This is a genomic window from Rhodococcus sp. PAE-6, assembly GCF_025290685.1.
In the GTDB taxonomy this organism is placed as follows: Bacteria; Actinomycetota; Actinomycetes; order Mycobacteriales; family Mycobacteriaceae; genus Rhodococcus; species Rhodococcus pyridinivorans.
Genome location: NZ_JAOCLZ010000020.1, coordinates 1 through 23,874, shown reverse-complemented (window position 1 = coordinate 23,874; position 23,874 = coordinate 1). Strand labels below are relative to the sequence as shown.

The following is a 23,874-nucleotide window of genomic DNA, read 5'->3' as shown; positions in this document are numbered from 1 at the left end:
GGTATTCGGTGGACCCGGTTCTGACACACGGGACTAGGCCGTGTTTCAAAAGGTGGCTGATCGCAGCCACTGATTGATCGCGGCGATACGCACGGTGGCGGTGTAGCGGACCGCGAGTTTGTCGTATCTCGTTGCTACAGCACGGTTCTGTTTGAGCAGGTTGATGCCGCACTCGACGGCGTGCCGCTGCTTGTAGTGCTCGGTGTCGAAGACAGGTGGGCGACCACCGGATGAGCCCTTCTTCTTCCGATTCGCGACCTGGTCGGACTTGGTCGGGATCGTCGCCCTGATTCCTCGCGTGCGCAGGTAGGCGCGGTTGGCGGCACTGCTGTACGCCTTGTCCGCCAGGACCGCATCAGGGCGGCGGCGCGGTCGACCACGACCGCGCCGCGGCACCCGAATCGCGTCGAGCACGGCCTCGAACTGCGGACTGTCACCGCACTGACCTGCAGTGACGACGAGTGAGAGGACCTTGCGGCCCTGCTCGCATGCCAGATGCATCTTGGTTGTCCAGCCACCGCGTGAACGTCCCAACGCGTGATCATCGGGCTCGGTGTCGACACCGCCCGGCGGCTCGGCCTGCCGATCACCGCTCCTGCGGGCACCGGCTGCGTGCTGGTGGGCTCGGGTGATGGTCGAGTCGACGCTGACATCCCACACGACTTCGCCGGCCGCGTCGGCGAGGGCCTCGCGGTCAGGATCTGCGCCCACACCCCTGCGCGTTGCCAGCGCCGGAACAGCCCGTACACCGTCTGCCACGGCCCGTACCGGTCCGGAATGTCCCGCCACGGGCATCCTGTGCGGATCCTCCACCGGATCCCGTCGATGAGCTGGCGTTTCGTCCACTTCGGCGGCCGGCCCGCCTTCTTTCCCCGAGGCAGCAACGGCTCCAACCGCGCCCACTGCGCGTCGGTCAGATCCGCCCGCCCCGGTACCGCTACGCTGGGCACGAGGTCTCCGGTATTCAGGTTTGTCTTGGTCGATTAACCCTCTACCGGAGACCTCGCTCATTCAGTTGTCATGACACGCCAGGTGGGGCAGTGAATCCCTCGGCGGATCCACATTTGAAACACGGCCTAGTGCTGAGTTCCTCAAAGACAGTAGACAAAACGTCGGCGTAGTTTCCTGGTCGGCGGGGTCGGGCGGCCCCAGATCCAGGGTCGGGCTCGCGCATTGAGCTGGGCGGTGGCCAGGGCCGTGACCGCCTCGATCTCGCCGGGGTCGGCGAAGGTCTGTCCCGCCAGTGCGGCCTTGCGGAAGATCCGCCACCACCCCTCCTGCAGATTCAGCCAGCACGCACCGACCGGGATGAACACCTGCCGGATCCGGGGATGGTTCTCGAGCCAGGCCCGGGTGGACACGCTGCGATGAGAAGGAAGATTGTCGGTGACCACCACGATCTGTCCGTCGGGGTTGCCCTTCTCCAGGACCTGCAGAAATTGTTGGTAGGCAACACTGTTACGGCAGGATGCGGTCATCGTCAGCTCGTGGCCGTCCCTCGGCCGCAGCGCCCCGTACACCCAGGTCTTCTCCGGGCCCCGCCCGTAGTCGAGGGCGGCCTTTGATCCGGTGTCCGTCCGGGGACCAGCCCGGCGCCGGCGGGAAGCTGCGCGGGATCACCGGAGGCGAGTTCGTCGGCGCACAGGATCGTCGCGTCCGCCGGTGGTGTGGTGTAGAGCGCGACGATCCGTGTCCTTTTCCCGCAAAATCCGGATCGGTGGACCGGATCCAGGTACGGGTGCGCCGCCACCGCACTCCCTCGGCAAGCAGGATCCGCCGCACCTGGCTGCGGTGGACATCGATACCCTCGGCCCGGGCCGCGGCGGTCAGCGCGTTCAGGGTCCATTCCGGCGGACCGGCCGCCTCGGCTTCCGCGAGCTGCCCGTCCGGTGTGCGGTCCGGACGACTGGGCGGAGTCTGCTTGACCAGAGCCAGAATTCGAGAACGCTCATCCTCGGTGATCCGCCTTTTGCGGCCCTGTCCACCCCGGTCGGCCAGCCCGTCGAGCCCGCCGGCGTTGAACCGTTCGAGCCACCGGCGCACGGTCTGCTCGTGGCAGCCCAGCTGCGCGGCGATCACCGGAACCCGCAGTCCGTCCCAGCTCAGCGTGATCATCCGGCCTCGCTGCACCCAGTCGGCGGGGGCGTGCCGGGCGCCGGCAATCGGCGGGGGCGTGCCGGGCGCCGGCCAATCGGCGGACCGTCCGTTCCTCGTCGCTGTCCGCGGCCGGGCGTGCACGCAGGATCTTCGGCATCCGACTCGCCTCCGATCGACTCGAATCGATATACTCAACCTCAATCTACGCCTCCAAAGAGGAACTCAGCACTTGGCTGCGGTAGGAAACCGGCGCAGAAACGTCAGCGTGATCGGGCTGTCGAGGCGACTGAACAACCCGAGGGCCCCGGGAAATGCCAGTTCGAGGTTGGACCGAAGTTGGTTCATCACCTGCATCCGCATCTCTACGAGATCCTTGCGGGCCCGGCACATCGCCCGCAATGCTTTGATTTCCGGGTGATCCTCCCGCAACGGCCGCCACCGGTGTCCGTCGGTGCGTAGCGTGTCCGCAAGGACGTATGCGTCGATTTGTTGCCTGCCGAGCCGTAACGGGTCCGTAAGGCTTTGATCTGATGTGAGGGGACAACGAACACCGCGAGCCCGGCGTCGATCAATGCCTGCACGACCGGTCCATCGCCGCGCTCGATCGCTACTTTGGCCACTCCTGCCTTGCGGAACCGAGTCACCATCATGCGAAGTGCCTGGTTGTCGTGGATGGCGTCGAATCGTTCGACTATCCTGCCGGCGTTGTCGAGGGCACATACCGTGTGAACTTCAGCGGCCCAGTCGATTCCAGCTACTACATGTGATTCCTGCATACGCACCTTCTCCGCATCGTCGGGATGCTGCGCCAGGTGGCTGGCGTTGGTGCTGGTCGCTCACTGCACGGCGCTGAAAAGCGCATGGCCCTATCGCCAGTCTCAACGCCGGGTCGCCGGGTCCTGCGGTCCTCCTATCGGCCCTCGATGGGCGAGCATCTATAGCAGTGGCTCGGCGGCTACCGGGTTCAGCACCCACCACCCTTCCAAAAGGCAGTCGGTACGGCCATGGATGTTCAGTGAGCATCGGGGAGACGAACTGGTGACCGCTTCGAAGTTCGTCGCCGACCACTCCGACACCTACCAGGTGAAGCGGTTGTGCGAGATCGTCGAGCTCGAGCGCTCGTCCTACTACGCCTGGAAGTCCGCCGAGCCGGCACGAGCAGCACGCACTGAGGCCGACGCGCAGCGGGCCGACCGAATCCGGGCGATCCACGCCCAGGACAACACCTCCGGAGCGCCGAGGATCACCGCCGAGCTCAACGATAGTGTTGCTGCGGACGAGAAAGTCAATCACAAGCGGGCGGTCTGGGTGGGACTTACCCATCGGGATAGAGCCCCGTGAGGTGGTGAGCTTTCAGGTCGAATCCTCGGTGCCTACTCGACCCAGGTTGCGCCCTGCACCAGACGGAAGGCCCTGCTTCGCCGATCCCTTGATCATCAAAGCAGGGCCCTGGCAAGCCGATGCAGGGGTATCGGCGTCTGCCCGTGCCCGGAAATGGGGGCACGCCGCCTCGCCCACGCTGCACGCACACCGCTGGGTGGACATGTAATCTGCGGTAGATGCTTGCGGGACGAGTCATCGACAGGTGTGGTGATCTCGTCGGCGACCACCTCCACTGTCGCCATCGATACTACTCAATTTTGTTTTGCAACACCAACATTCAATCGGATTTGGGCTTTAGGGTACCACCACCTACACGTAGTGACTGACCACGGTCGGGGAAAATGGCCTACGTAGGCGGTGGCTGCGTAGGCTCCAACCCGGAACGCCCCATAAGCGGGCTTGTGCGGGGACCCTGCGTAAGGAAGATCTTTGCTACGCAACGCAAACAGTCTCGCCGTGAACGCTTCGGATCGTGGACCAAGCGGTACATCATTCACCGCATCGAGCCTGCTGCGCGGTGGCGTAGGCGTCGATCGGATTGTGCCTAACCTGCAAAGTGTGCCTTCCCTGCAAAGGTTGCGGGGACCCAAAGGTCCCCAAGTTGGACACCGATGATGCCGAGCACTGCGATGGGTGTGTCGGAGAGCGTATCGACTCCAGCAATGATCTCCCTATCGGGTGGGAATCGATGATTTCGACGGGCGGTGTTCACACATGAGACTGCACCTTCCATGACCACGGGGCACGTCGGCCACAGGTCAGGCAGAGCTGACGTGGACGGGGCTGACCAGGCCCTCATGAAGCCACGCTTACCGCTGATCGACACGCGTCGGCCAGTGCTTGCGCCGCTGGCGCGCGGACAGATCAGGTCCAGCACAAGCCCTGTGGTCGCCAGCACCTGCAGAGTCACACGTATCGGCGACGAAGGTCCTGTCGTCAGCGTTACCCGCTCGTGTAGTACTTCTGGTTGCTTGAGCTGGTCGTCACAGTCCGCCGCGTGCTACGAGCTGGCCGGCGATGACGTTGCGCTGGATCTCGTTGGTGCCCTCACCGACGATCATCAGCGGCGCGTCGCGGAAGTAGCGCTCGACGTCGTACTCGGTGGAGTAACCGTAGCCGCCGTGGATACGCACCGCGTTCAGGGCGATCTCCATCGCGATCTCCGAGCAGTACAGCTTGGCCATGCCGGCCTCCATGTCGCAGCGCTCGCCGCTGTCGTACTTCTCCGCCGCGTAGCGCGCCAGCTGCCGCGCGGCGGTGAGCTTGGTGGCCATCTCCGCCAGGTAGTTGCCGATGGACTGGTGCTTCCAGATCGGCTGGCCGAAGCTCTCGCGCTGCTGCGCGTAGGCGAGGGAATCCTCGAGTGCGGCGGTCGCGACACCGAGGGCGCGGGAGGCGACCTGCAGGCGGCCGGTCTCGAGGCCCTTCATCATGTGGGCGAAGCCCTTGCCGGGCTCGCCGCCGAGGATCGCGTCGGCGGAGATGCGGTAGTTGTCGAAGCTCAGCTCGCACGACTCGACGCCCTTGTAACCCAGCTTGGGCAGGTCGCGTGAGACGGTCAGGCCCGGGCCGTGCTCGACGAGCACGACGGAGATGCCCTTGTGGCGCGGCTGCGCGGTGGGGTCGGTCTTGCACAGCAGCGCGATCAGCCCCGAGCGACGCGCGTTGGTGATCCACGTCTTGGCACCGTTGATGACCAGCTCGTCGCCGTCACGCTTGGCGGTCGTGGTCATCGCTTGCAGGTCGGAGCCGCCGCCGGGCTCGGTCAGCGCCATCGTCGCCCGGATCTCACCGGTGGCGAGCTTGGGCAGATACTTGCTCTTCTGCTCCTCGGTGCCGAACAGGGTCAGCAGCTTGGCGACGACGGTGTGCCCGCCCATCGCACCCGAGAGCGACATCCATCCGCGGGCGAGTTCCTCGGTGACCTGGACGTAGCAGGGCATCGACACCGGCGAGCCGCCGTACTCCTCGGGCACGGCGAGCCCGTAGATGCCGATCTGCTTCATCTGCTCGATCCACTTCTCGGGGTACTCGCCTGCGTGCTCGACCTCCTGCACCGACGGCTTGACCTCCCGATCGATGAAGTCGCGGACGGTCTTGACCAGAAAAGTCTCTTCGTCGTTCAGGTTGTGGTTCATGGGGACTTCTTCCACGTTCGGATGCTGGAAGCACCACGCATTCGTATGGGCCGATCGAAGGTGAGCTCGGGTTGTGCCGAGGTCGGGGTTCGGTGTCGTCTTCTCCGTCGCCTGACTACCTCACTCACAGGGCGGGCCGACGAAAGGATGTCGGCCACTCGCTGTGGGAAGCGGTTCGTTTGTTATTCGGAAGACGGGTCGCTCGACAGTGAACGGTCCTGACTCAGGAGGCCGGCGAGCGCGCTCAAGCCGACTTCGATGGTGGTGGCGGAGAAGGGCACGGTGAGCCCTAATGCGGCTACGATTTCCGCGTCGGTTGCTCCGTAGTGTCGTGCGTTGTCGATGTGCAGTTTGGCGCCGCTGCTGTACAGGTGGGTCGTGGAAAGGTCGGCTACGACCAGGGCTAGTTCCCGCCATTTAGGGGCGAGGCCGTCTTTTCTCCACAGCACGCGGCCCATGGAGCGGTAGGCGGAGAACAAGCGCGGAGTGTGCTCGGCCATCATCCCGTGAACTCCTGGGAAGGGCACCTCGAATGCGTCCCAGTACCCGCCTCGAGTGGAGTCCGGCACGCGGTAGTCGTCGGAGTCGAACACGAGGGGGAGTCCGACAGCGAGGCTGTGCGTGGAGATCATCGACAGCAGCTCGAGTACGTCGAGGACCTCGCGCTGACGCGCACCGAGCTCCAGTGCGCGGCGAATCCGCTGGTGGACGCCATGAGGTTCGAGAACGGTCATCGATGCGTCGTGCGCCAGGAGCAGCAACTCGCGGATATGCGGTTCGAGGCATTCGGCCGCGTAGGCGGCCTCGATGTACTCGGAGAAGACCTCCGCGAACTCGATGTCGAGCTCTATCAGCGTTTCCCACTGATCGCTGATCGTTCCGTACACCCGCTCGATCTTGGCGCGGATTTCGTCGGCGCTCACAGCGTCGTGACCGGGAGCGGAAGGCCAGGGTGAACTGCAGGAAGTGACACGACGCTGCCGCCTTTGGCGATGGTGACGATCAACGTGTCGAGGCCGGCTCCGGCGAAACACACGCTGGTCACAAGAACCCGTGTTCCGAAGGTGAGTTCGTGCCGAATTTCTCCGTCACTGTCGACGGCGACGACATTGTCACCCGAGCTGCCGGCGATCCAGAGCCATCCGGCACTGTCGATTGCCATGCCATCAGGCCTGCCCTTGCCCAGCGTCACTGCCCACCCGTCGGGTTCGCAGCCGCACGACGAGATTTTGTACCGGCGGACGGTGTCCGTTGCCGTTTCGGCGACATACAGTCGTTCACGATTGCCGTCGAATGCCAGTCCGTTGGGGAACATCAGGCCGTCCAGTTGCGTCTCGCAGCGGCGAGTTGTCGGATCGTAGGCGTGCAGGCGGCCCGGCTTGACCGCTTCACCGACGGCGTGCTCCGCGGTGTCGGTGAACCACAGGCGTCCGTCCGGTCCGATGACGCAGTCGCTCGGGGCGGTGACGGTGTCCGTCAACTCGGTGGTCAGTGTCCCGTTCTTCCATCGCTGCAGTGAGGGGGTGGTATGAAGCGATGAGCGGGAGGGCATTGCGGTGCCACCGTTCTGGGTGATCCACAATTCGCCGTCCTGTCCAAGGGCGATTCCATTGGGACCGCCTCCGGTCTCGCACAACGCGATTGGACCCGATCCATCGAGCGGGACCTCGTAGATCTTTCCGCGGTTGATGCTGGTGACGGCCACGGACGTATCGCTGATCTTTGCCGGGCCCTCGGTGAATCCGATCCCCTCAGCGATCAATGTGGCGCCGGCGGGCAGCGACAACGAGGACTTGGACTTCTCCTGAGTGGACATCAAGATTCCTTTTCGTGTGCGGCCTGCGCATCGGGGTCGAGTTCGAATCGGACCGCACTGTGGCCGCCGGCGTCGACAAATACTGCGCGTACCCGCATACCGATCTCGAGTTCCGAGTTGTCGACATCGACGACGTTGCTGATGAGTTTGGTGCCTTCGTCGAGTTCGATGACCGCCACGTTGTACGGGTCAGGACCGAAGGTCGGAAAGTACATCTTGTGGAACACGCCGAACGTCCAGATAGTGCCCTTCCCGGCGGTGGTCAGCCATTCAAAGGCGTCGAAGGTGCCGCAGAAGGAACATGCTGTCCGAGGAGGAAACTGTCCCACTCCGCAGCAAGTGCACCGAGTGGTGGTCAGTTCGTGTCGATCGAGTGCATCGAAATAGGGCGTCAGCAAGCTAGAGGACGTGGTGAAAGATGCGTTTTGGCTGTGCATTTCAGTTCTCCGACCCGTAGATGATTGACGAGACGACTGGAGAAGGGCACACGTACTGAACCAGTGATGTACGTTCCAGTTGTCTGTCGCCGCATGTGCCTCTGATCTGACGTACGGCTTCGACGGTCAATCCCCATCCCTGCATGTAGCTCTCGGAGAGGTGGCCGCCGCTCGTATTGAGAGGAAGTTCTCCTCCGATACCGATCCGTCCGTCCTGAATGAAGTCACCCGCCTGACCCTGTTCGCAGAATCCGAGGCCTTCGAGTGCGAAGAGGACGTTCGGACTGAAGTTGTCGTACACCATCAAAGCGTCTATGTCCTCGCGCTTTACGTCGGCCATGCGATATGCGCGCTCACCGACTGCGGCGGTGGCACTGCACCAGAAGTCCTCGGGGGGAAAGTCGGAATCGACCAACTGGCCCTGTTGCGCGAATCCGAGCAGGTAAGCGGGTGGCTGCGGGTAGTCGCGAGCTTCGTCGGCAGCACACATGATCAGCGCGACACCGCCGTCGTTGATCAAGCAGTAGTCCATCACATGCAAGGGTTCGACGATGTACCGTGAGTTGTGGTAGTCCTCGCGGCTGAGAGGCGTTCTCATCACTGCATTTTCGTTCAAGGACGCATTGTGACGGAACGTCGTTGCGATCGTGGCCAGCTGATCGTCGGTCGTACCGAACAGGTGCTTGTGACGCTGGTACATCATGGAGTAGAAGGCGCCCGGCGACGTGAAGCCGTAAGGGGCAGTGAGGTCGGCGGAAGTGCCGTACGCCTCGCCTACGACGCCGCCGTACGTTGCGCCGGCCGAGCGGCCGTTGTTTCCATACACCAGTGCGACACGCCGGCAGAGTCCGGTCGTGATCGCCATCGCGGCCATCTCGATCGAAGTGCCGCTCATCCGTCCTTCCGACGGCAGTTGGGCCATCCATTGCGGCTGAATACCGAGGGTGGAGGCAATCGTCTCGTACGAACTCACTCTGTTGACGATGAGTCCATCGATGTCCCGGACTGTGAGCCCGGAGTCTCGAAGCGCTTCGCGTAGAGCCCAGTTACCCAGATCGTCGGCAGAGTATCCAGGCAGTTTACCGAAGGGAGTCGTACCGACACCGACGACGGCGGTCGACCCCCTCAGAGCGTCGATGGGAGGCATTGTCTGTCACGTCCTTTTCTGAGGGGCCCGTGGTCTTGTGCAACGGGAGAAGGAATCGGCGGCACCGCCTGCAACAACTATATTCTATAGAATAATTCGGTTCAACCGTGTTGGTTCTGGGTTTCTATGGCCCATTCGGTGCCCAATCCCATGGAACTTGGCCTGTCTTGTATATAATACGACCAGTGTTCAGTCGTTGGACACGAACCGCCCGAGATGTGCAGCAGTGGTTGTAGGAGGAAGTCGGTGGAGTCCGTCAGTCCGCGGTCCGACACTTTGTCATCAGGAGGCAGAAAGCAACTGTCCGCCGAGGTCGAAGCGTATGTTCGCGAAGAGATCATGACCGGAAAATTCAAAGCCGGACAGTATATTCGGACAGAGACGCTCGCAGCGCAGATGGGAGTCAGTCAAACCCCCGTCCGTGAGGGGCTTCAAGCCCTGCGCGGTCAGGGGTTCCTCAGGCTCGAACCGCGGCGCGGATTCAGAGTCCTCGAGCTGCGCCGGTCCGACATCGAGGACGTTTTCGGCGTCCAAGCTCATCTGTCGGCCGAACTCGCGCGCCGTGCCGCGACTCGGTTGAGCTGGGAGCAAGTCAACGAATTGGCGCGGATCCACGAGGACCTGATCGTCGCCGTCGACGAAGACGACGCTGCCTTGGTTCAGAGTCTCAACAGCGACTTTCATCGTCTTATCAATCGAAACTCCGACGCGCCGAAGCTGAGGACGTTGCTCGCCGTGGCGCTGTCGTACGTACCGAACAGGTTTTACGAGAAGACGGGAGTGTATCCCTCGCAGGATGAGCGGGCGGAGATCCTCGAGGCGATGAAGACCCGTGATCCTGAACGTGCGGCGGACGCGATGCGTCGACACATCGAGCACTCGGGCGTGGTTCTCCAGAAATTCCTGGACGACAAAGGCATTCTCGGTAGTTGACCGCACGTGAGATGATCACTCGCCGTTCTCGGGCCTCGCGGAAGGCGCGATCGTGGTCATTTCGATGTGCGACTCCAATTTCGCGAGGCACTCGGTCCGGTCGAGCGATGGAGAGCTGCACAGCATCAGTTCGTTGCCGCTCGCTCCGCCCACCGTGCACGCGAGGCACAGTTGTCGGGAAGAGACGCGATCGAGCAGTTCACCGGTGCTACTCACGCGTTGGGCCGCCCTACCGAAGACATCGGATACCCATATGTGGCCCCATGCATCCATGCCGATCCCGTCGGGTGCGAAGCCGAGTGGGAGCCTCAGGCGATTGGACAACGCACCGCTCTCGTCCATGTCGTACCGGCTGAGTCTCGCACCGAACGACTCGGCGACGAAAAGTTGTCGGGTGTCATCGTTGATGACGATGCCGTTGGCGAACGCAAGCCCGGAGGCGGATTCTCTGTATCGGCCGTCGGTTTCTACAACGAAGAGTCGGCTGAGAGAGGGACATTCGAATTCCCCGCTCGAAACTCGGTCGATATCGCTGGGATCGGAGAGATACTCGTGTGGGTCGAAGCCGGTTTCTCCGACGAAGCACCGTCCGGCGGAGTCGACCGCCAAGTCGTTGAGGGTCGTAGGCACCGCCGTGGACAGGTCTGCATGCACCACCCACTTGTCGTCTTCCCGGCGGAGGATTCGGCGCTCGTCCATCATCACCACCAGCAATCGACCGTCGGGAAGCCAGCCGATGCCACCCGGTGAACCGGGTACGTTGAGAACTGAGGTGTCGGTGGTTCCGAGGTCGGTCGACACGACCTGGTTCAGATGCATGTCCACGAACCAGAGACGGCCGTCGTGCCACCGGGGGCATTCGGTGAAGGCGAATCCGTCCAGAACGGTTGATGGTGTTGCTGCGACGTTCACTTGTGAATGCTCCTTGTGTTCTCTGAGGTGTGCGATGACGATTCGGCACCGTTGGCCGACGACGGAGTGATCGCTGGACGGCGTCGGATGAGGAGGGCTGTCAGGACTGCGCCCAGTAGTCCGAAGGCGGCGAAGACGAAGAAGTTGGTTGCTACGCTGCTGCCGCCGGCGATCAGAACGCCGATCAACGTCGGCCCGCCGAGGGCGCCGATCCTCCCCGCACACGAGATCCAGGACAGCGCGGCCACTCGGGTGTCCTGAGGATAGTCGGTGGCCACGAAGCCGGGCAGCAGTAGTTGGGCACCGAGTGTTCCGGCGCCCGCCACGAAGACCAGACAGTAGACGGCGAGGATGGGCAGTGGGACGGAAAGCGCCAGGATGCTGACGGAGGCCGACAGGAAGACGCACAGGATCACGATGCCCGGACCTGAAATGTCGGCTCGTCTGGCGAGGATGGGCGGTACGACTGCGGCCCCGAGGTTGAGGACTATGAGAAAGGTGATGGCGGAACCGAGTTCGTAGCCGTTGGACCGCATGAGCTGGGGTAGCCAGGTGTTCAATCCATAGGTGAGGATCAGGCCTGAGGCGCTGATGGCTCCGAACAGCACGGTTCGGACTCGCACTCCCCGGCTGAACAGGCCGGCCACAGGTGAGCTGGCACCCCGTATCGCACGCCGATCCGGATGGTTCTCTGAATGCTGGTATGCGTTTGCCTTCGGGATCTGCGCGATCATCATCGGCACGATCGTCAGTAGCGGAAGTCCTCCGAGTGCGAACAGAAACCGTGCACCGAGCGACTCCAAGGCGAAGTACCCGATGACGGCGGCGATGACGCCTCCGATCGGATAGCCCGACCACGCAATGGCGCTGTAGCGGTTGCCTTTACCTTCGGGGGCGCACTGCACTGCCAGGGCCGCGACCAAGGGAACGAACGCGCCGACGCCCAGCCCGACCAGGAAGCGTGTGGCGCCCAGGATTTGGGTGCTCGGTGCGGCCGACGACACCAGCATCCATGTAGAAAACCACGCGCAGGACGCGATCGTCAGTGCGCGACGGCCGATGATGTCGGCCAGCGTGCCGGAGACGATGGACCCGATCAGCATGCCGATCACGGTCACCGTACCGATCAGGCCGGCCTGTGTCGGACCCATATTCCAGTCGTCGGACGAGATCAGCTGGGGTAGCACTGTTCCGTATACAACGAGGTCGTAGCCCTCGAATGCGAGCCCGAGGAAGCACACGGCCAGGATGGCCCTGCGTCGTCGTTGTTCGGTCATCGATTCTTGTCCGTTTCTTGGTAGCACGGCGTAATGGGCCGGTTGGGGATGAGCACTGTGAACGGGCGACTGTCTAGGCGTGCGAGGAGTGGGGCGTCTCGCCAGCGTGCGCCGGTGTCTCGACGTTGTCATCGAGGAGTGAAGGTCGGCGGCCGAGAACCCATGTGCATCCCAGCGCGATGACCGACAGTAGTGCGATGTACCACGCCACCGAGGTGTTCGACCCTGTGGCACCGAACAGGTACTGCGCGACGAAGGGAGCCGTTCCAGCGATAGTGGCTGCAGGAATAGCCTGTGACAGAGCAGTTCCGGTATAGCGGGACAAGGCAGGAAATTGGGCGGCATACAGTGCGAACTGAGGGGCGTTGACGGGAGCCATGGTGAGACAGAGGTAGGTCGACATCGCGGCGAATACGCCCACGGGGCCGGAGTCGAACAGGATGAAGAACGGGAAGGCGAAGATGATCGAGAAGATGAGCCCGCACGAGATTACGATGTGTGCACTGGTCCGGTCTGCAAGCCATCCAGCTACTGGGACGGCGAGGGTGTAGAGAACCGCGGAGAGGATCAAGGCATTCAGAATAGAGTTGCGGTCGTAGCCCAACGAACCCGTGGCATACCCGACGCTGTATGTGAAGATTGTATAGTAGACCACGCCGCCGGCTCCCGTGATTCCGGTGGCGAGCAGGATCGGCCTCCAGTAGAGAGCGAAGGTTCGTGCCAGGCTGAGGCGGGGCTGTCGTGCGGCATCGGTGCGCGTTGCCACGAACTGAGGGCTGTCGCTGATCGATCTACGCAGCCAGTAGGTGAGCCCGAACAGGACGGCACTCAGCAGGAACGGGATGCGCCACCCCCAGTCGAGGAATCTGTCTCCGGCCACATGTGAGAAGAACGAGGTTGCGGCGGAGGACAGGATGAGGCCGAGGGCGCCCATGTGGACGATGCTGCCGAGGAGATTGCGGCTGGACTTTTTCGAGTGTTCGATGAGCAGCAGGGCGACGCCGGCCACTTCACCACCGATGGCGAACCCCTGGACGAATCGTAGGGTTACCAGAATGACCGGGGCGGCCAAGCCGATGCTCTGGTAGCTCGGAATCAGCCCGATTCCGACGGTCGCGCCGCCCATGAGTACGAGCGTGAGCATCACGGTCTGTTTGCGGCCGATGCGATCGCCCAATCGGCCGAGGACGATGCTGCCGATCGGCCGGGCCACGAATCCCACGGCGAAGGTAGCGAAGGCTGCGAGCGTTCCTGTGGCCGGACTGTAGGCAGGGAAGAAGACCTGATTGAACACAAGGGCCGCCATCGTGCCATACAGCATGAAGTCGTAGAACTCGATCGTGCTTGTCGACAGCCCCGCAACGACCAACCGGCGCTGGTTCGTTTCTTCTATGGGCTGGAGCTGTGGCTGTGATGCCATGAGTGGGTCCCCTTGTGCAGGATGGGTCAGAAAGAGTGGCGCCCTCGCGAAAATCCGAACGGAGCGAGTACCGAAGCAGTACCGGCGGCGAGCCGACATTCTATATTGTGTCGTTAGTCACCTCCGCTGTCAATGCCTGATCAAAGGCGTATTGACGTCATGGTTGTGACGAGGATCGTATAAGATCTCGTAAGATTGTATAGAATGCTCCTGGGAGCTGGCCTCCTTCTGGCCCGGGTTCCGGGAACGCACGCCGCGAACCGCACCCTTCCCACTGTCGAAGAGATTCGAAGGATGGCACCGAATGAACACGGAAAATGTCCACGACGCACCGACACCGTTCGAACTTTCGAGTTCGCTGACGCTGCCGTCGGTGCTGGACGCTTACGCCGAGGCGTATCCCCAGCGGACGTTGCTGGTGACGACGGATCGAACGATGTCGGCGGCCGAGTTTGCCGACAGTGTCCGCTCGCTGGCTGCGTCGTTCGCAGCGCTCGAACTACCGCGGGGTTCGGCTGTGGGAATCCTGATGCCCAACGGGTGGAGGATGACGACGGCGATGCTGGCGCTGAACTACGCGGGCCTTGTCGCTGCGCCGCTCAATACGTGGTACAGAACGGCCGAGTTGGCAACTGCGCGCCGCAAAGCGAAGCTGAAGGCCATCGTGGCCACGCCGAACTTCTATGGCACCGACTATCACGCCATGCTGCGCGATGCAGATCTCCTTGCCGCCGAGGATGATTCGGAGTGGCTGGGTACCTACTTCTGGTCGGAGGGGGAGCTTCCGGACCGCCTGCCACGTCGGAAGGCCCTGACAGCGCACCACGCTGCACAGGTTGCGCCGGACGACGTATCGATGCACGTCTTCACCAGCGGGAGCAGTGCTGAGCCCAAAGTCGTGGTCGTCAATCACGAAGGCCTGGTCCGCAACCCCTACGAAATGGGACGCCGATGGACGTTGAACTCCTCGGACAAGATCTGGTTCGCAGCCCCGATGTTCTTCGGGTTCGGTTGTGTCAACGCACTACCGGTCGCCTTGACCCATGGCGTGACGCTGTGTCTCGAAGAGCGCTTCGATGCCCTCACATCCGCACAGTTCATCGAGACCAACCGTTGCACGGTGTACTACGGACTCGGACCGATGACCAGGGCCCTCGTTGCAGCCGATGCCCACCGAAAGTTCGACATCTCGTCACTGCGAACCGGACCAATCGGCTTCAGTGCCGAGGACAAACGTCTCGCCGTCGAGACGCTCGGTGTCACCGGCGCCTCCAGCGTCTACGGCTTGACAGAGTCATACGGTAACTGCAATGTGACCGAGCCGGGTGATTCCCTCGACGTTGTCCTGAATACCCAGGGCACCGTCAACTCCACCCACAGGATCCGATGCATCGACCCTGCATCGGGTACGGAAATAGCACCGGGTGATCCCGCACAGCTCGGCGAGATCCAGCTGGCCGGATGCGTGACGCCGGGCTATCTGGACGACGAGGTGGCAAATGCGGCTTCGTTCTCCGCGGATGGCTGGTTCAGAACCGGAGATCTGGGATGGATCGATACGGACGGTCGCCTCCACTTCGCCGGCCGATTGAAGGAAGTTCTCAAGATCAACGGAATCACCATCTCACCTGCCGAAGTGGAAAGCTACGTCGAGAACCATCCGTGGGTCGCCGAGGCGTATGCGTTCGGATGGAACCTGGGATCCTCTAGCGAGGAGACACTGTGCTGCGCAATTGTTCTCGAAGATTCGGTGAGCGTCGAATTGGAGGAGGCTCGGGCGGAACTGCGGACATGGTTGCGTGAAAGGGTGTCGTCCTACAAGGTGCCGGATCTGTTCGTCATGCTCTCCCCGGGCGAGGTACCACTGACGGCGACCGGCAAGGTCAGCAAGCGGCTGATCGGAGAACTCCATGTCGATCGTCGATCGGCGGCCGATCAGGTTCGGTAGGTCCCGTACCCAGTGAGATCCCGTATTGTCGGTGCAAGACCCAGGAGAGCTACAGTGCACGCAGTAGTGATGACCGATAACGGTGCGCCGGAGGTACTTCGGTATCAAACGCTTACCGACCCGACCCCCACCCCCACCCAGGTTGTCGTCCGCGTCCGCGCGTGCGGTGTCTGCGGGCACGACGTAGCGGACCGCGCCGGGCTGACGCGGGTACGCGGAGGCGTTGTGCTGGGTCACGAGATCGCGGGCGAGGTGGTCGCGAAAGGTTCGGCGGTCCGAGGGTTCAGGCTCGGAGACCGCGTGGCGAGTAAACAGCATCACACGTGCCTGGAGTGTGTTTGCTGCACATCCGGGGACGAACTGGGTTGCGACCAAGCGACATTCGTTTACGGGGGATACGCCGAGTACGCCGCTCTCGAACAAGACACGCTGATCGCGATTCCGGACGGGGTGGACATGCAGCAGGCCGCTGTGACCGCCTGTGTGGTGGGCAGCTGCCTGCAGGCGCTCGACGATGTCGCGCGAGTCCGCCAGGGCGAGACCGTCGTCGTGACCGGCGCGGGTGGCGGGCTCGGCCTGCATGCCATGCAGATCGCACGGCACCTGGGAGCGCGGGTCGTCGCCGTAACGTCGTCGTCCGCCAAATCCGACCTGCTACTCACGCACGGAGCTGACAACGTGGTGGTTGCGGCCGCAGGCATCACCGAACAAGTCCTCGACCTCACGAACGGCGTCGGTGCGGACGTCGTCCTGGACAATGTGGGACTCGCCGGGATGTTCGAGGAGTGCTTCAAAGCCCTGCGCCGGCGCGGCCGCTATGTCCTCACCGGCCAACTGAAACGCGAGAAGATCGCGTTGTACCCGGCTTTCGTGTTCTTCAACGAAGCCGTCATCACGGGCTCGGCGTCGACGACAACCTCGAGCTTCCGCCGTTCGCTCGATTTGGTGGCCAGTGGCGCCGTGGTGCCTGTGACGCGATCGTTTGCGCTCGACGAAGCTGCCGCCGCGCACGGCGCGATCGATCGATCGGAGATCATCGGTCGGGCTGTGCTCGTGCCCTCGTAGTCGTACTCCGCGTTTGTGGGACGATGCGGGTTGCCCCCACGGGCAACCCGCATCGCTGTGTCATGCGTACATGGACCATCGCTTCAGCACAGTGTCCACCGATTCGTCGGGGCGCGACTCTCGGATCGAGCTGGGCGTCCGATCGAAACGGGGTGCCGGCGCCGGCTGCAGGACCCCACCGATTTCGACATAGGTCTCCCGAGCGACGTTATGCGGATGTGCTGCAGCTTCTTTCATGTCGAACACTCCCGTCGCACACGCCTGGTGCCCGTCGAATGCAGTGACCCACTCGTCGAACGTCCGTCGGGCCACGGCTTCGGCAAAGATCTGCTTCATCGCGGGCCACTGTGAACGGTCGAACTGCGGCGCCAACGTCTCGGGGTCGATTCCGAGTACACGCACCAATTCCCGGTAGAATTTCGGCTCTACCGAGCCGAACGCCAGGTATCGCCCATCCTTCGTCGTGTACACCTCGTAGAACGGGGCTCCGGTATCGATGACGTTGGTGCCGGGCGGTTCGATCCACGAACCACGGTCCATCCATCCCATGATCGAAGTCATCAGCAAGGCCGTCCCATCCAGCATCGCTGCATCCACCGTTTGACCCATCCCGGAGGAGGTCCGCTCGAGAAGCGCCGAGAGCACCCCGACGACCAGCAGCATTCCACCACCGCCGAAGTCTGCCAGCAGGTTCAATGGTGGTAACGGACGCTCACCCTCACGCGCGATGTACCGGAGTGCTCCGCTGAGTGCCAGATAGTTGACGTCATGCCCGGCTGCGTCCTTCATCGGCCCGGTCTGCCCCCACCCGGTCATTCGGGCGTAGACGAGGCGTGCGTTCTTGAGCCGGCACTCCTCGGGGCCGAGGCCGAGTCGCTCCATCACACCAGGTCGAAATCCCTCGAGAACCACATCGGCTTCCGAGATCAGTGACAGCGCCCGTTCGCGGTCCTGATCGTCCTTGAGGTCCAGCTCGACGGCTGAGCGACCTCGCCAGATCGGAGTGTTCTTGTCTCCCATCCAGGCGATGTCGGTCGCATCTGCGGTCGGAGCCTGCGAAGGAGGGTCGATCCTGACGATGTCCGCGCCCATGTCCGCCATCATCATCGCCGCGAACGGGACCGGACCCAGCCCGGCCATCTCGACGATCTTCACCCCGTTCATGGTGCCCATCAGATTGTTCCACTCGCTTTCTCGCTGGTTCTTCGTGGTCGATCCTTTTGGCTGGACGCTCGGTCATTCGTCGATCATTGCCGAACTGGCGAAGATCGATTTGTACTCGAGGTAGTTGGACAGAGCTTCCGGTCCGAGCTCCCGCCCGATTCCGCTGTCCTTCATCCCGCCGAACGGGGCGCCCAGATCGAGGTTGTAGTAGTTGATTCCGATTGTCCCGGTGCGCACACGTCGGGCGATACCCAGTCCGCGGCTTTCGTCCGCCGTCCACACCGAGCCGGCCAGACCGTAATTGCTATCGTTTGCGATCTTCACGGCATCGTCGTCGCCGTCGTACGGAATTACCGCGAGGACCGGACCGAAAACCTCCTCGCGTGCCAGTTCATCGGAATTCTTGACATCGGCGAATACGGTGGGTTCCACGAACCACCCGCGGTCGGCTCCGCGGGGAGATCCACCGCCCGTGACGAGCCGGGCACCGCTGGCCACTCCGACATCGATGAAGTGCTTGACGCGGGCCAGCTGCGATTCGCTGGCCATCGGTCCGCACGTCACCGTGGGATCGAGGGGGTTTCCGACCGTCATTGCCGAGGCGTAGCTCGCGACGGCGTCGACCACCTCGTCGTAGCGGGATCGGGGGGCAAGGATTCGGGACTGGGTTGTGCACGTCTGGCTGTTGTTCATCAATGAGGCGCTGTCGAGTCCCTGCACAAACGTGTCCAGGTCGGCGTCGTCGAGGACGATTGACGCAGATTTGCCACCCAGTTCAAGGGTCACTCTGCGAATCAGCCGGCCACACTCCGCGCCGATCGATCGCCCGGCCGCGGTGGAACCGGTGAAGGCGACCTTGTCGACGCCCGGGTGCGACACCAGGTAACTGCCGACTTCGCGGTCCGCGAGCACGATGTTCAGCACACCTGCAGGAAGACCCGCTTCGAGGGCCGCATCGGCCAGAATGTAGGAATCCAATGCCGTCTCGGGGGCAGGCTTGAGAACCACGGTGCACCCTGCAGCGAGGGCAGGCGCAATCTTCGTCATTGCGAGAATCTGTGGGTAGTTCCAGGGAGTGATCGCGGCAACCACACCAACGGGTTCACGACGAACGATCGTCGATCCCAAGGCACTGGCCCGGGTCTCTTCGAGCGGGAAATCGATGATCCAACCGGCGTACATCCGGAGTAGCGCCGCCGGTGCCACGCCATTGAAGGCATTGGACAGTCCGATGGGCATGCCGTTTTCGCGGCTGACGAGGGTGCTGATCTCGGTCGCGCGCGCCTCGAGCGCATCGGCGAATCGCGTCATCGCGGCTGCTCGTTCGACGGCGGTGGTCTTTCCCCAGGGGCCCTGGTCGAGAGCGGTCCTGGCGGCCGCGACTGCGGCATCGATATCGGACTCGGCGCCGAGCCGGGCGGAACCCAGCACCTCTCCCGTGGCGGCTTCGATTGCGATATGCGTGCGGGTGGACGAAGGTGTCGCCCACCGGCCGTCGATGAAGAATGCTGCGCGGTCCGTCTCGGCCGCACGATCGGATGCGAGGGACATGATGCCTCCTGGTTGTGTGTCTCGACTGGTCGATTGTATATAAAATTGGTCCAGCGACAGGGTCTTCCTTCGTTGAGATCCTGCGCCCGCACGATCAAGATTCACCGAAACGGCTACTTGAAATGCGAAAATATATGAACATGCCCTCGATCCGGGTCGGCGATCGTGGGTCGACCATCAGCCGAGGTTCTTGTTGCGCAACTCAAATTCTATATGATTGTATCAGTGGTCAGTGACTGACGACACACCTAGTGGGAGGGGTGTCGGGCTCGTCGCGACAGTCAGGGCATGCCGCCCACGCACACGCCGTCCTGCCGTGGACGCCGCCGATGGAAGGACGACCCAGGGTGAAGGAACTACACGGTGACAATCGTCTGTTGGAAGGGCTCGAGATCGTTGAGCTCGGGGAGGGGTTGATCAGCTCGTTGTGCGGCAGCATGCTGGCCGAACTCGGAGCGGCGGTGGTGAAAATCGAGCCGCCCCAGGGTGACTGGCTACGCCGATTCGAGCCGCGGGTAGGCGACCAATCTCTCGCGTATCGTCAGTGCTCAGCGGGCAAGACGGTCGTCGTGCCGAGCACGGACGCAGAGTATCGAACTGCGGTACGAACTGCGGTGGAGCGAGCTGATGCAGTCATCGACCACCCGGACTCTCATCGCGATCGCGCCAAGCTGGAGTGGTTGCACAACCTGGACGACATCGTCCGGTGCGACATCCATGACAATGTCCCTGGCAACGACACCCGTCTGGGAGAAACCGGAATCCAAGCGACCACCGGTCTCTGTGGATACCTGGGCTCGCTCCACGAATCGCCACGCACAGTACGCGCAGATGTTGCCGCTGTTGCGGCTGCGACGTTCACCGCACAGGCAGTGCTGGCGGCGTTGTTCGCTCGCGAACGAACTGGGGTGTGTTCCCACATCGACGTCTCCGCAGCACGCTCGGTCGCGGCCATCAAATCTCTGACCTGGGCTGCTCAACATGATCCGGATACCTGGGTCGGCTTCCACTGCAACGCCGAAACAGGACCGGTACAGGAGCCGTATCAGGCAGCAGACGGACCGATCTCGTTCGATCTGGGTGCGGTCACCATGGCGGACTACAAGCGCCTCGCCGCTGACCTCGCCCTCGACATCGACATGCCCGGTCTCACCCCCTCCGACATCGCAGGATTCGGTGACGCCGCCATTCGATTCCGGAGCGCGATCAATCGGGCGATCGAGAACAGAAGCGCCCATGACGTCGGTGTTGCAGTCCAGCGAGCGCGAGGGATCTCGGTGCCGTACACACAGTTGGGACGGGTGCCCGATGACCCCCAAGTGCAATGCCTGCAGTCCTTCCGAACTCCCATCGGCTCAGTGGCACCCCTTGTCCGATTGCCTATTCGCAGCGACACTGCGACACCTCTTCCCCTCGGCAACCCGGTGCATCCACGCGAGGCGGACACGCCGGCAAGTACGCCGATCAACCACGACCGTGCTGCAGGCCCGCTCGCGGGAGTGAAGGTCCTCGACCTCGGCATCGCCGGGGTCGGGCCGTGGGGCGCTACACTCCTGGCGTACCTGGGAGCCGACGTGGTCAAGGTCGAGTCACCGGCCGGCGACATGATTCAACAGGTCGAACCCGATCAGAACGGCCGCCGAACCACCTACACCGCACTGAATCTCGGTAAACGTGTTCAAGTTCTCGACCTCAAGACCGAAGACGGAATCGAAGCCCTGAAGCGAGCGATCTCGGAGTCCGACGTCATCACCGAAAACTTCCGCCCCGGTGTGATGGAGCGGCTGGGACTCGATCCGGACGAGATTCTGCAACTGAATCCGCGGATCGTCACGTTCAGCTCAACCGGTTACGGCGTCGAGGGCCCGCTCGCCGGCCGCCGCGCAACCGACGGCCACATCCAGGCTCTCAGCGGGTTTGCTGCGGCAAACGGGCGTGATGGAACTCCCGAGGTTCTGCGATACAACGGTTTTCTGGATCTGCTCACCTCGACGATGAACACGCTGGGCATGCTTGCAGGACTGTTGCACACCCAACGGACCGGACAGGGGTCTCGAATCACCAACACCATGCTCGGTACCGCAATCTTTGCCGAGCAAGTAGTGCTGGCGTCGGCGCATCTCGGTGTCGGCGAACCGGATGACCTCAGTGAACGAGCAGAGTATGCGCCGGCAGGTGCCTTTCGGACCAAGGATGGTTGGGTTGCAGTCGAGGCGCGCAACGACCACGAGTGGCAGACGTTCGAATCCGTCGTCGCGCGGTACCAAACCGCGCCGCTGACCGTCGACGTCGGTACCAACGCAGCCCGCTGTTCCAACCGCGAAGTGTTGCGGCAGTGGATCGAAGCAGCAACCTGCCAACTACCGACGCGCGCGTGGGTGCTGGCCTTCCACAAGGCGGGTGTGCCTGCAGCGCAGTTCACCCGCGACGCAGAGAACCTCGGTCGGGCGCAGGTCGGCGACACCAGCTTGATCACCTCGACGGGCGATGCGGAGCACGGGTACCTGTTCGTGGGAGCTCCGCCGTGGGAATTCTCGAACTACACCTGTTCGGTTCCTCCGCCACCAGTGTCGATCGCCGACGGTGACGTCCGAAACGTGCCGACGGGGGTGGTCCGGTGAGCGTGACAAGTGCGTTTGACCTGGCAGTCCGGGACGCGCTGGCCGCTGTGCTACCGTCCGACCGCATCATCGTCGATGACGATGTTATGCGCTCCTATGCGCGCGACGAGGCACAGTGGGCTCCTTTCGTCACTCCGCTGGCGGTGGTGCGACCACGCACCGAAGCCGAAGTTCAGCAGACGGTGAAAGTCTGTGTGGAGCGCGGGGTACCTATCGTGCCTCGTGGTGGTGGCACGGGTTTGTCCGGCGGAGCCAACGCGACGGCGGGGTGCATCGTGCTGGTGCTGGACCGACTCGACGAAATCAAAGAGATCAATGTTGCCGAACGATTGGCGGTCGTTGGCCCTGGCGTCATCAACAACGACCTGCGCGAGGCGTGCCGCGAGCACGGTTTGTGGTACCCACCCGACCCGTCGAGTGCAGCGTGGTCGAACATCGGAGGCAACGTCGCTACGAACGCAGGTGGAATCTGTTGCGTCAAATACGGGGTGACCAAGGACTACGTTCTTGCGCTCAGGGTAGTCACGGGTACCGGGGAATTGGTGGAACTCGGCCGTCGAACCAGTAAGGGGGTCGCAGGGTACGATCTGGTCGGATTGCTGGTGGGGTCCGAGGGGACGCTCGGCATCATCACCGAGGTGACGGTGAGATTGCTGCCTACCCCTGCTCCCTCCCGAACGGTCGCTGGCTACTTCGACTCGCTCGTCGCTGCCGGCCGTGCCGTCCGTGCTGTAGCGGCTGCGGGCTTGACGCCATCTGCTCTGGAACTGATCGACCGTCAGTGCTTGGTGGCGGTCGATGAGTGGAAGAAGATGGGCGTTTCTGCGGAGGCGGACACAGTTCTATTGAGCCGGACAGATACTCCAGGGTCGATAGGCGACGACGAGGCGGCGGCGATACAAGCGTGCTTCGAACAGGCGGGTGCGTCTTGGGCGGCCGTGTCGACCGCTCCAGAGGAGGCGGAGTCGCTGTTCGAAGCGCGCCGGCTCGCCTATCCTGCAATGGAACGTTTGGGGCACGTGATGACCGAGGACGTGTGTGTACCCAAGACGGCCCTTCCGGACATGCTGGCCCGGATCGAGGCGATCGCGCACCGGCACGAGACAGTGATCGCGAACGTTGCGCACGCGGGGGACGGCAATCTGCATCCGATGTTGTTGGTGCGGCACGGCGACGATGAAGGGCGCGTGCGCGCTGAAGCTGCCTTCGCCGACATCATCGCCGAGGCATTGGAACTGGGGGGCACGATCACCGGGGAACATGGAGTCGGCGTGCTGAAGAAAGCAGGCCTGACGCAGGAACTCTCTGGACACGTGATGGAGCTGCATCGTGCTGTGAAGAGGGCCTTGGACCCACTGGGGATTCTCAATCCAGGGAAAATTTTCACACCGTAGCGCCGTGTGTATCGATCGGGCGAAGTCACCGGGGAAGCTGTCGATGCCGCCGTCAGGTGCGGGGCGGGTTGCGCTTCTGGTCGCCGGTCCCGCACTGACCGCCTCGATGTGCCGCGACCTTGACAGGATTCGACCGGATTTCGATGAGTGCGCGTTGTCGCTGAATTCGGATCGGGTAGGGTCGCGTTCGTCGGTGGCGGCCGACCGTGGGGAAGTGCACTGCGTCCATTGCGATCGCGAATCTGGCAGTGCGATCGCGGGCGTAGCATCGGTGTTCCCAAATCCTGTGTCAGGAAACGAATTCGGCGGTGAGCTACGGCACGACGCAGTAGCTCGGTATCGGTACGCGATGCCACCACAATGTTGCGGTTGATCGGGGACGGACGGCTCTTACGTCCGTCCGAGGCCGGTTGCCTCGGACGATCGACCTCCCGTGGAGGGTCGGATGGTAATCGGTTACGAGGCACGATGTCCCGCGATGCTGATGCAACCATTGACGAGGCTCAGGGAAACTCCCCAGCTGTGCTCAACGAAAATCCCCACCCGTGAGCGGTGTTCACTGTAGCGGTTG

16 protein-coding genes and 4 pseudogenes are annotated in these 23,874 nt (G+C 62.8%); 6 read left to right on the top strand and 14 right to left on the bottom strand.

Going from position 1 to position 23,874, the window contains the following annotated elements:
* Positions 1-45 precede the first annotated feature (45 nt).
* The 4 genes and pseudogenes from NVV99_RS23730 to NVV99_RS27295 all read right to left on the bottom strand — a co-directional run bounded on the left by NVV99_RS23730 (position 46) and on the right by NVV99_RS27295 (position 2,873).
* A pseudogene (locus NVV99_RS23730) lies at positions 46-950 on the bottom strand (IS5 family transposase).
* A 141-nt stretch (positions 951-1,091) separates the two neighbouring features.
* Positions 1,092-1,538, bottom strand: a pseudogene (locus NVV99_RS23725) (transposase); the annotation flags it as partial.
* Positions 1,459-2,130, bottom strand: a complete 672-nt coding sequence (locus NVV99_RS23720; protein ID WP_260783119.1) for a helix-turn-helix domain-containing protein — start codon at positions 2,128-2,130, stop codon at positions 1,459-1,461. The pseudogene NVV99_RS23725 and the gene NVV99_RS23720, both read right to left, overlap by 80 nt.
* Positions 2,131-2,319: 189 nt before the next feature.
* A pseudogene (locus NVV99_RS27295) lies at positions 2,320-2,873 on the bottom strand (transposase).
* 247 nt (positions 2,874-3,120) lie between these two features.
* Between NVV99_RS27295 and NVV99_RS23710 the strand changes: the two are divergent.
* Positions 3,121-3,396: pseudogene (locus NVV99_RS23710) on the top strand (IS3 family transposase); the annotation flags it as partial.
* Between the two features lie 1,067 nt (positions 3,397-4,463).
* Here the strand turns inward: NVV99_RS23710 and NVV99_RS23705 are convergent.
* The 5 genes from NVV99_RS23705 to NVV99_RS23685 form a co-directional block, all read right to left on the bottom strand.
* The gene (locus NVV99_RS23705) at positions 4,464-5,618 is read right to left on the bottom strand and encodes an acyl-CoA dehydrogenase family protein (protein WP_024103577.1); all 1,155 of its coding nucleotides are present in this window, start codon (positions 5,616-5,618) and stop codon (positions 4,464-4,466) included.
* A 182-nt stretch (positions 5,619-5,800) separates the two neighbouring features.
* The gene (locus NVV99_RS23700; RefSeq protein ID WP_024103578.1) at positions 5,801-6,541 is read right to left on the bottom strand and encodes a carboxymuconolactone decarboxylase family protein; all 741 of its coding nucleotides are present in this window, start codon (positions 6,539-6,541) and stop codon (positions 5,801-5,803) included.
* Positions 6,538-7,434 (bottom strand): SMP-30/gluconolactonase/LRE family protein, encoded by an 897-nt coding sequence (locus NVV99_RS23695; protein ID WP_024103579.1) that lies wholly within the window; start codon positions 7,432-7,434, stop codon positions 6,538-6,540. Before NVV99_RS23695 ends, NVV99_RS23700 begins: the two co-directional genes overlap by 4 nt.
* Positions 7,434-7,871, bottom strand: coding sequence for a Zn-ribbon domain-containing OB-fold protein (locus tag NVV99_RS23690; protein WP_242411705.1), 438 nt, complete (start codon positions 7,869-7,871; stop codon positions 7,434-7,436). Before NVV99_RS23690 ends, NVV99_RS23695 begins: the two co-directional genes overlap by 1 nt.
* Before the next feature lies 1 nt (position 7,872).
* On the bottom strand, positions 7,873-8,844 hold the full coding sequence (locus NVV99_RS23685) for a thiolase family protein (RefSeq protein WP_242411706.1): 972 nt from the start codon (positions 8,842-8,844) through the stop codon (positions 7,873-7,875).
* 420 nt (positions 8,845-9,264) lie between these two features.
* On the opposite strand from NVV99_RS23685, the gene NVV99_RS23680 reads away from it, so the two are divergent.
* Complete coding sequence (locus tag NVV99_RS23680; RefSeq protein ID WP_024103582.1) at positions 9,265-9,951, top strand: GntR family transcriptional regulator; 687 nt, start codon at positions 9,265-9,267, stop codon at positions 9,949-9,951.
* Positions 9,952-9,966: 15 nt separating this feature from the next.
* Here NVV99_RS23680 and NVV99_RS23675 read toward each other — a convergent pair whose 3' ends face one another.
* From NVV99_RS23675 to NVV99_RS23665, 3 genes are all read right to left on the bottom strand, one after another.
* Positions 9,967-10,863: an SMP-30/gluconolactonase/LRE family protein gene (locus NVV99_RS23675; protein ID WP_024103583.1), complete on the bottom strand. Its 897-nt coding sequence runs from the start codon at positions 10,861-10,863 to the stop codon at positions 9,967-9,969.
* Positions 10,860-12,140: an aromatic acid/H+ symport family MFS transporter gene (locus tag NVV99_RS23670; protein WP_024103584.1), complete on the bottom strand. Its 1,281-nt coding sequence runs from the start codon at positions 12,138-12,140 to the stop codon at positions 10,860-10,862. The genes NVV99_RS23675 and NVV99_RS23670 overlap by 4 nt, the downstream gene beginning before the upstream one ends.
* Before the next feature lie 73 nt (positions 12,141-12,213).
* Positions 12,214-13,560 (bottom strand): MFS transporter, encoded by a 1,347-nt coding sequence (locus tag NVV99_RS23665; RefSeq protein WP_158455925.1) that lies wholly within the window; start codon positions 13,558-13,560, stop codon positions 12,214-12,216.
* Positions 13,561-13,864: 304 nt separating this feature from the next.
* On the opposite strand from NVV99_RS23665, the gene NVV99_RS23660 reads away from it, so the two are divergent.
* Positions 13,865-15,508, top strand: coding sequence for a class I adenylate-forming enzyme family protein (locus tag NVV99_RS23660; RefSeq protein ID WP_024103586.1), 1,644 nt, complete (start codon positions 13,865-13,867; stop codon positions 15,506-15,508).
* 69 nt (positions 15,509-15,577) lie between these two features.
* The gene (locus NVV99_RS23655) at positions 15,578-16,573 is read left to right on the top strand and encodes an alcohol dehydrogenase catalytic domain-containing protein (RefSeq protein ID WP_080678565.1); all 996 of its coding nucleotides are present in this window, start codon (positions 15,578-15,580) and stop codon (positions 16,571-16,573) included.
* A 60-nt stretch (positions 16,574-16,633) separates the two neighbouring features.
* Here NVV99_RS23655 and NVV99_RS23650 read toward each other — a convergent pair whose 3' ends face one another.
* Entirely contained in the window at positions 16,634-17,737 is a 1,104-nt protein-coding gene (locus tag NVV99_RS23650; RefSeq protein WP_242411763.1) for a CaiB/BaiF CoA-transferase family protein, read from the bottom strand.
* A 72-nt stretch (positions 17,738-17,809) separates the two neighbouring features.
* Positions 17,810-19,288: an aldehyde dehydrogenase gene (locus NVV99_RS23645; protein ID WP_024103589.1), complete on the bottom strand. Its 1,479-nt coding sequence runs from the start codon at positions 19,286-19,288 to the stop codon at positions 17,810-17,812.
* Between the two features lie 347 nt (positions 19,289-19,635).
* Between NVV99_RS23645 and NVV99_RS23640 the strand changes: the two genes are divergently transcribed.
* Both NVV99_RS23640 and NVV99_RS23635 read left to right on the top strand, forming a co-directional pair.
* Positions 19,636-21,909, top strand: a complete 2,274-nt coding sequence (locus tag NVV99_RS23640) for a CoA transferase (protein ID WP_024103590.1) — start codon at positions 19,636-19,638, stop codon at positions 21,907-21,909.
* Positions 21,906-23,303 (top strand): FAD-binding oxidoreductase, encoded by a 1,398-nt coding sequence (locus tag NVV99_RS23635; protein ID WP_242411707.1) that lies wholly within the window; start codon positions 21,906-21,908, stop codon positions 23,301-23,303. The genes NVV99_RS23640 and NVV99_RS23635 overlap by 4 nt, the downstream gene beginning before the upstream one ends.
* Positions 23,304-23,874 lie beyond the last annotated feature (571 nt).

Coding starts and splice junctions, on each gene's coding strand:
- NVV99_RS23705 (WP_024103577.1), bottom strand. CDS start 5,618: ATGAACCACAACCTGAACGACGAAGAGACTTTTCTGGTCAAGACCGTC.
- NVV99_RS23695 (WP_024103579.1), bottom strand. CDS start 7,434: ATGTCCACTCAGGAGAAGTCCAAGTCCTCGTTGTCGCTGCCCGCCGGC.
- NVV99_RS23690 (WP_242411705.1), bottom strand. CDS start 7,871: ATGCACAGCCAAAACGCATCTTTCACCACGTCCTCTAGCTTGCTGACG.
- NVV99_RS23670 (WP_024103584.1), bottom strand. CDS start 12,140: ATGACCGAACAACGACGACGCAGGGCCATCCTGGCCGTGTGCTTCCTC.
- NVV99_RS23665 (WP_158455925.1), bottom strand. CDS start 13,560: ATGGCATCACAGCCACAGCTCCAGCCCATAGAAGAAACGAACCAGCGC.
- NVV99_RS23660 (WP_024103586.1), top strand. CDS start 13,865: ATGAACACGGAAAATGTCCACGACGCACCGACACCGTTCGAACTTTCG.
- NVV99_RS23655 (WP_080678565.1), top strand. CDS start 15,578: ATGACCGATAACGGTGCGCCGGAGGTACTTCGGTATCAAACGCTTACC.
- NVV99_RS23650 (WP_242411763.1), bottom strand. CDS start 17,737: ATGAACGGGGTGAAGATCGTCGAGATGGCCGGGCTGGGTCCGGTCCCG.
- NVV99_RS23645 (WP_024103589.1), bottom strand. CDS start 19,288: ATGTCCCTCGCATCCGATCGTGCGGCCGAGACGGACCGCGCAGCATTC.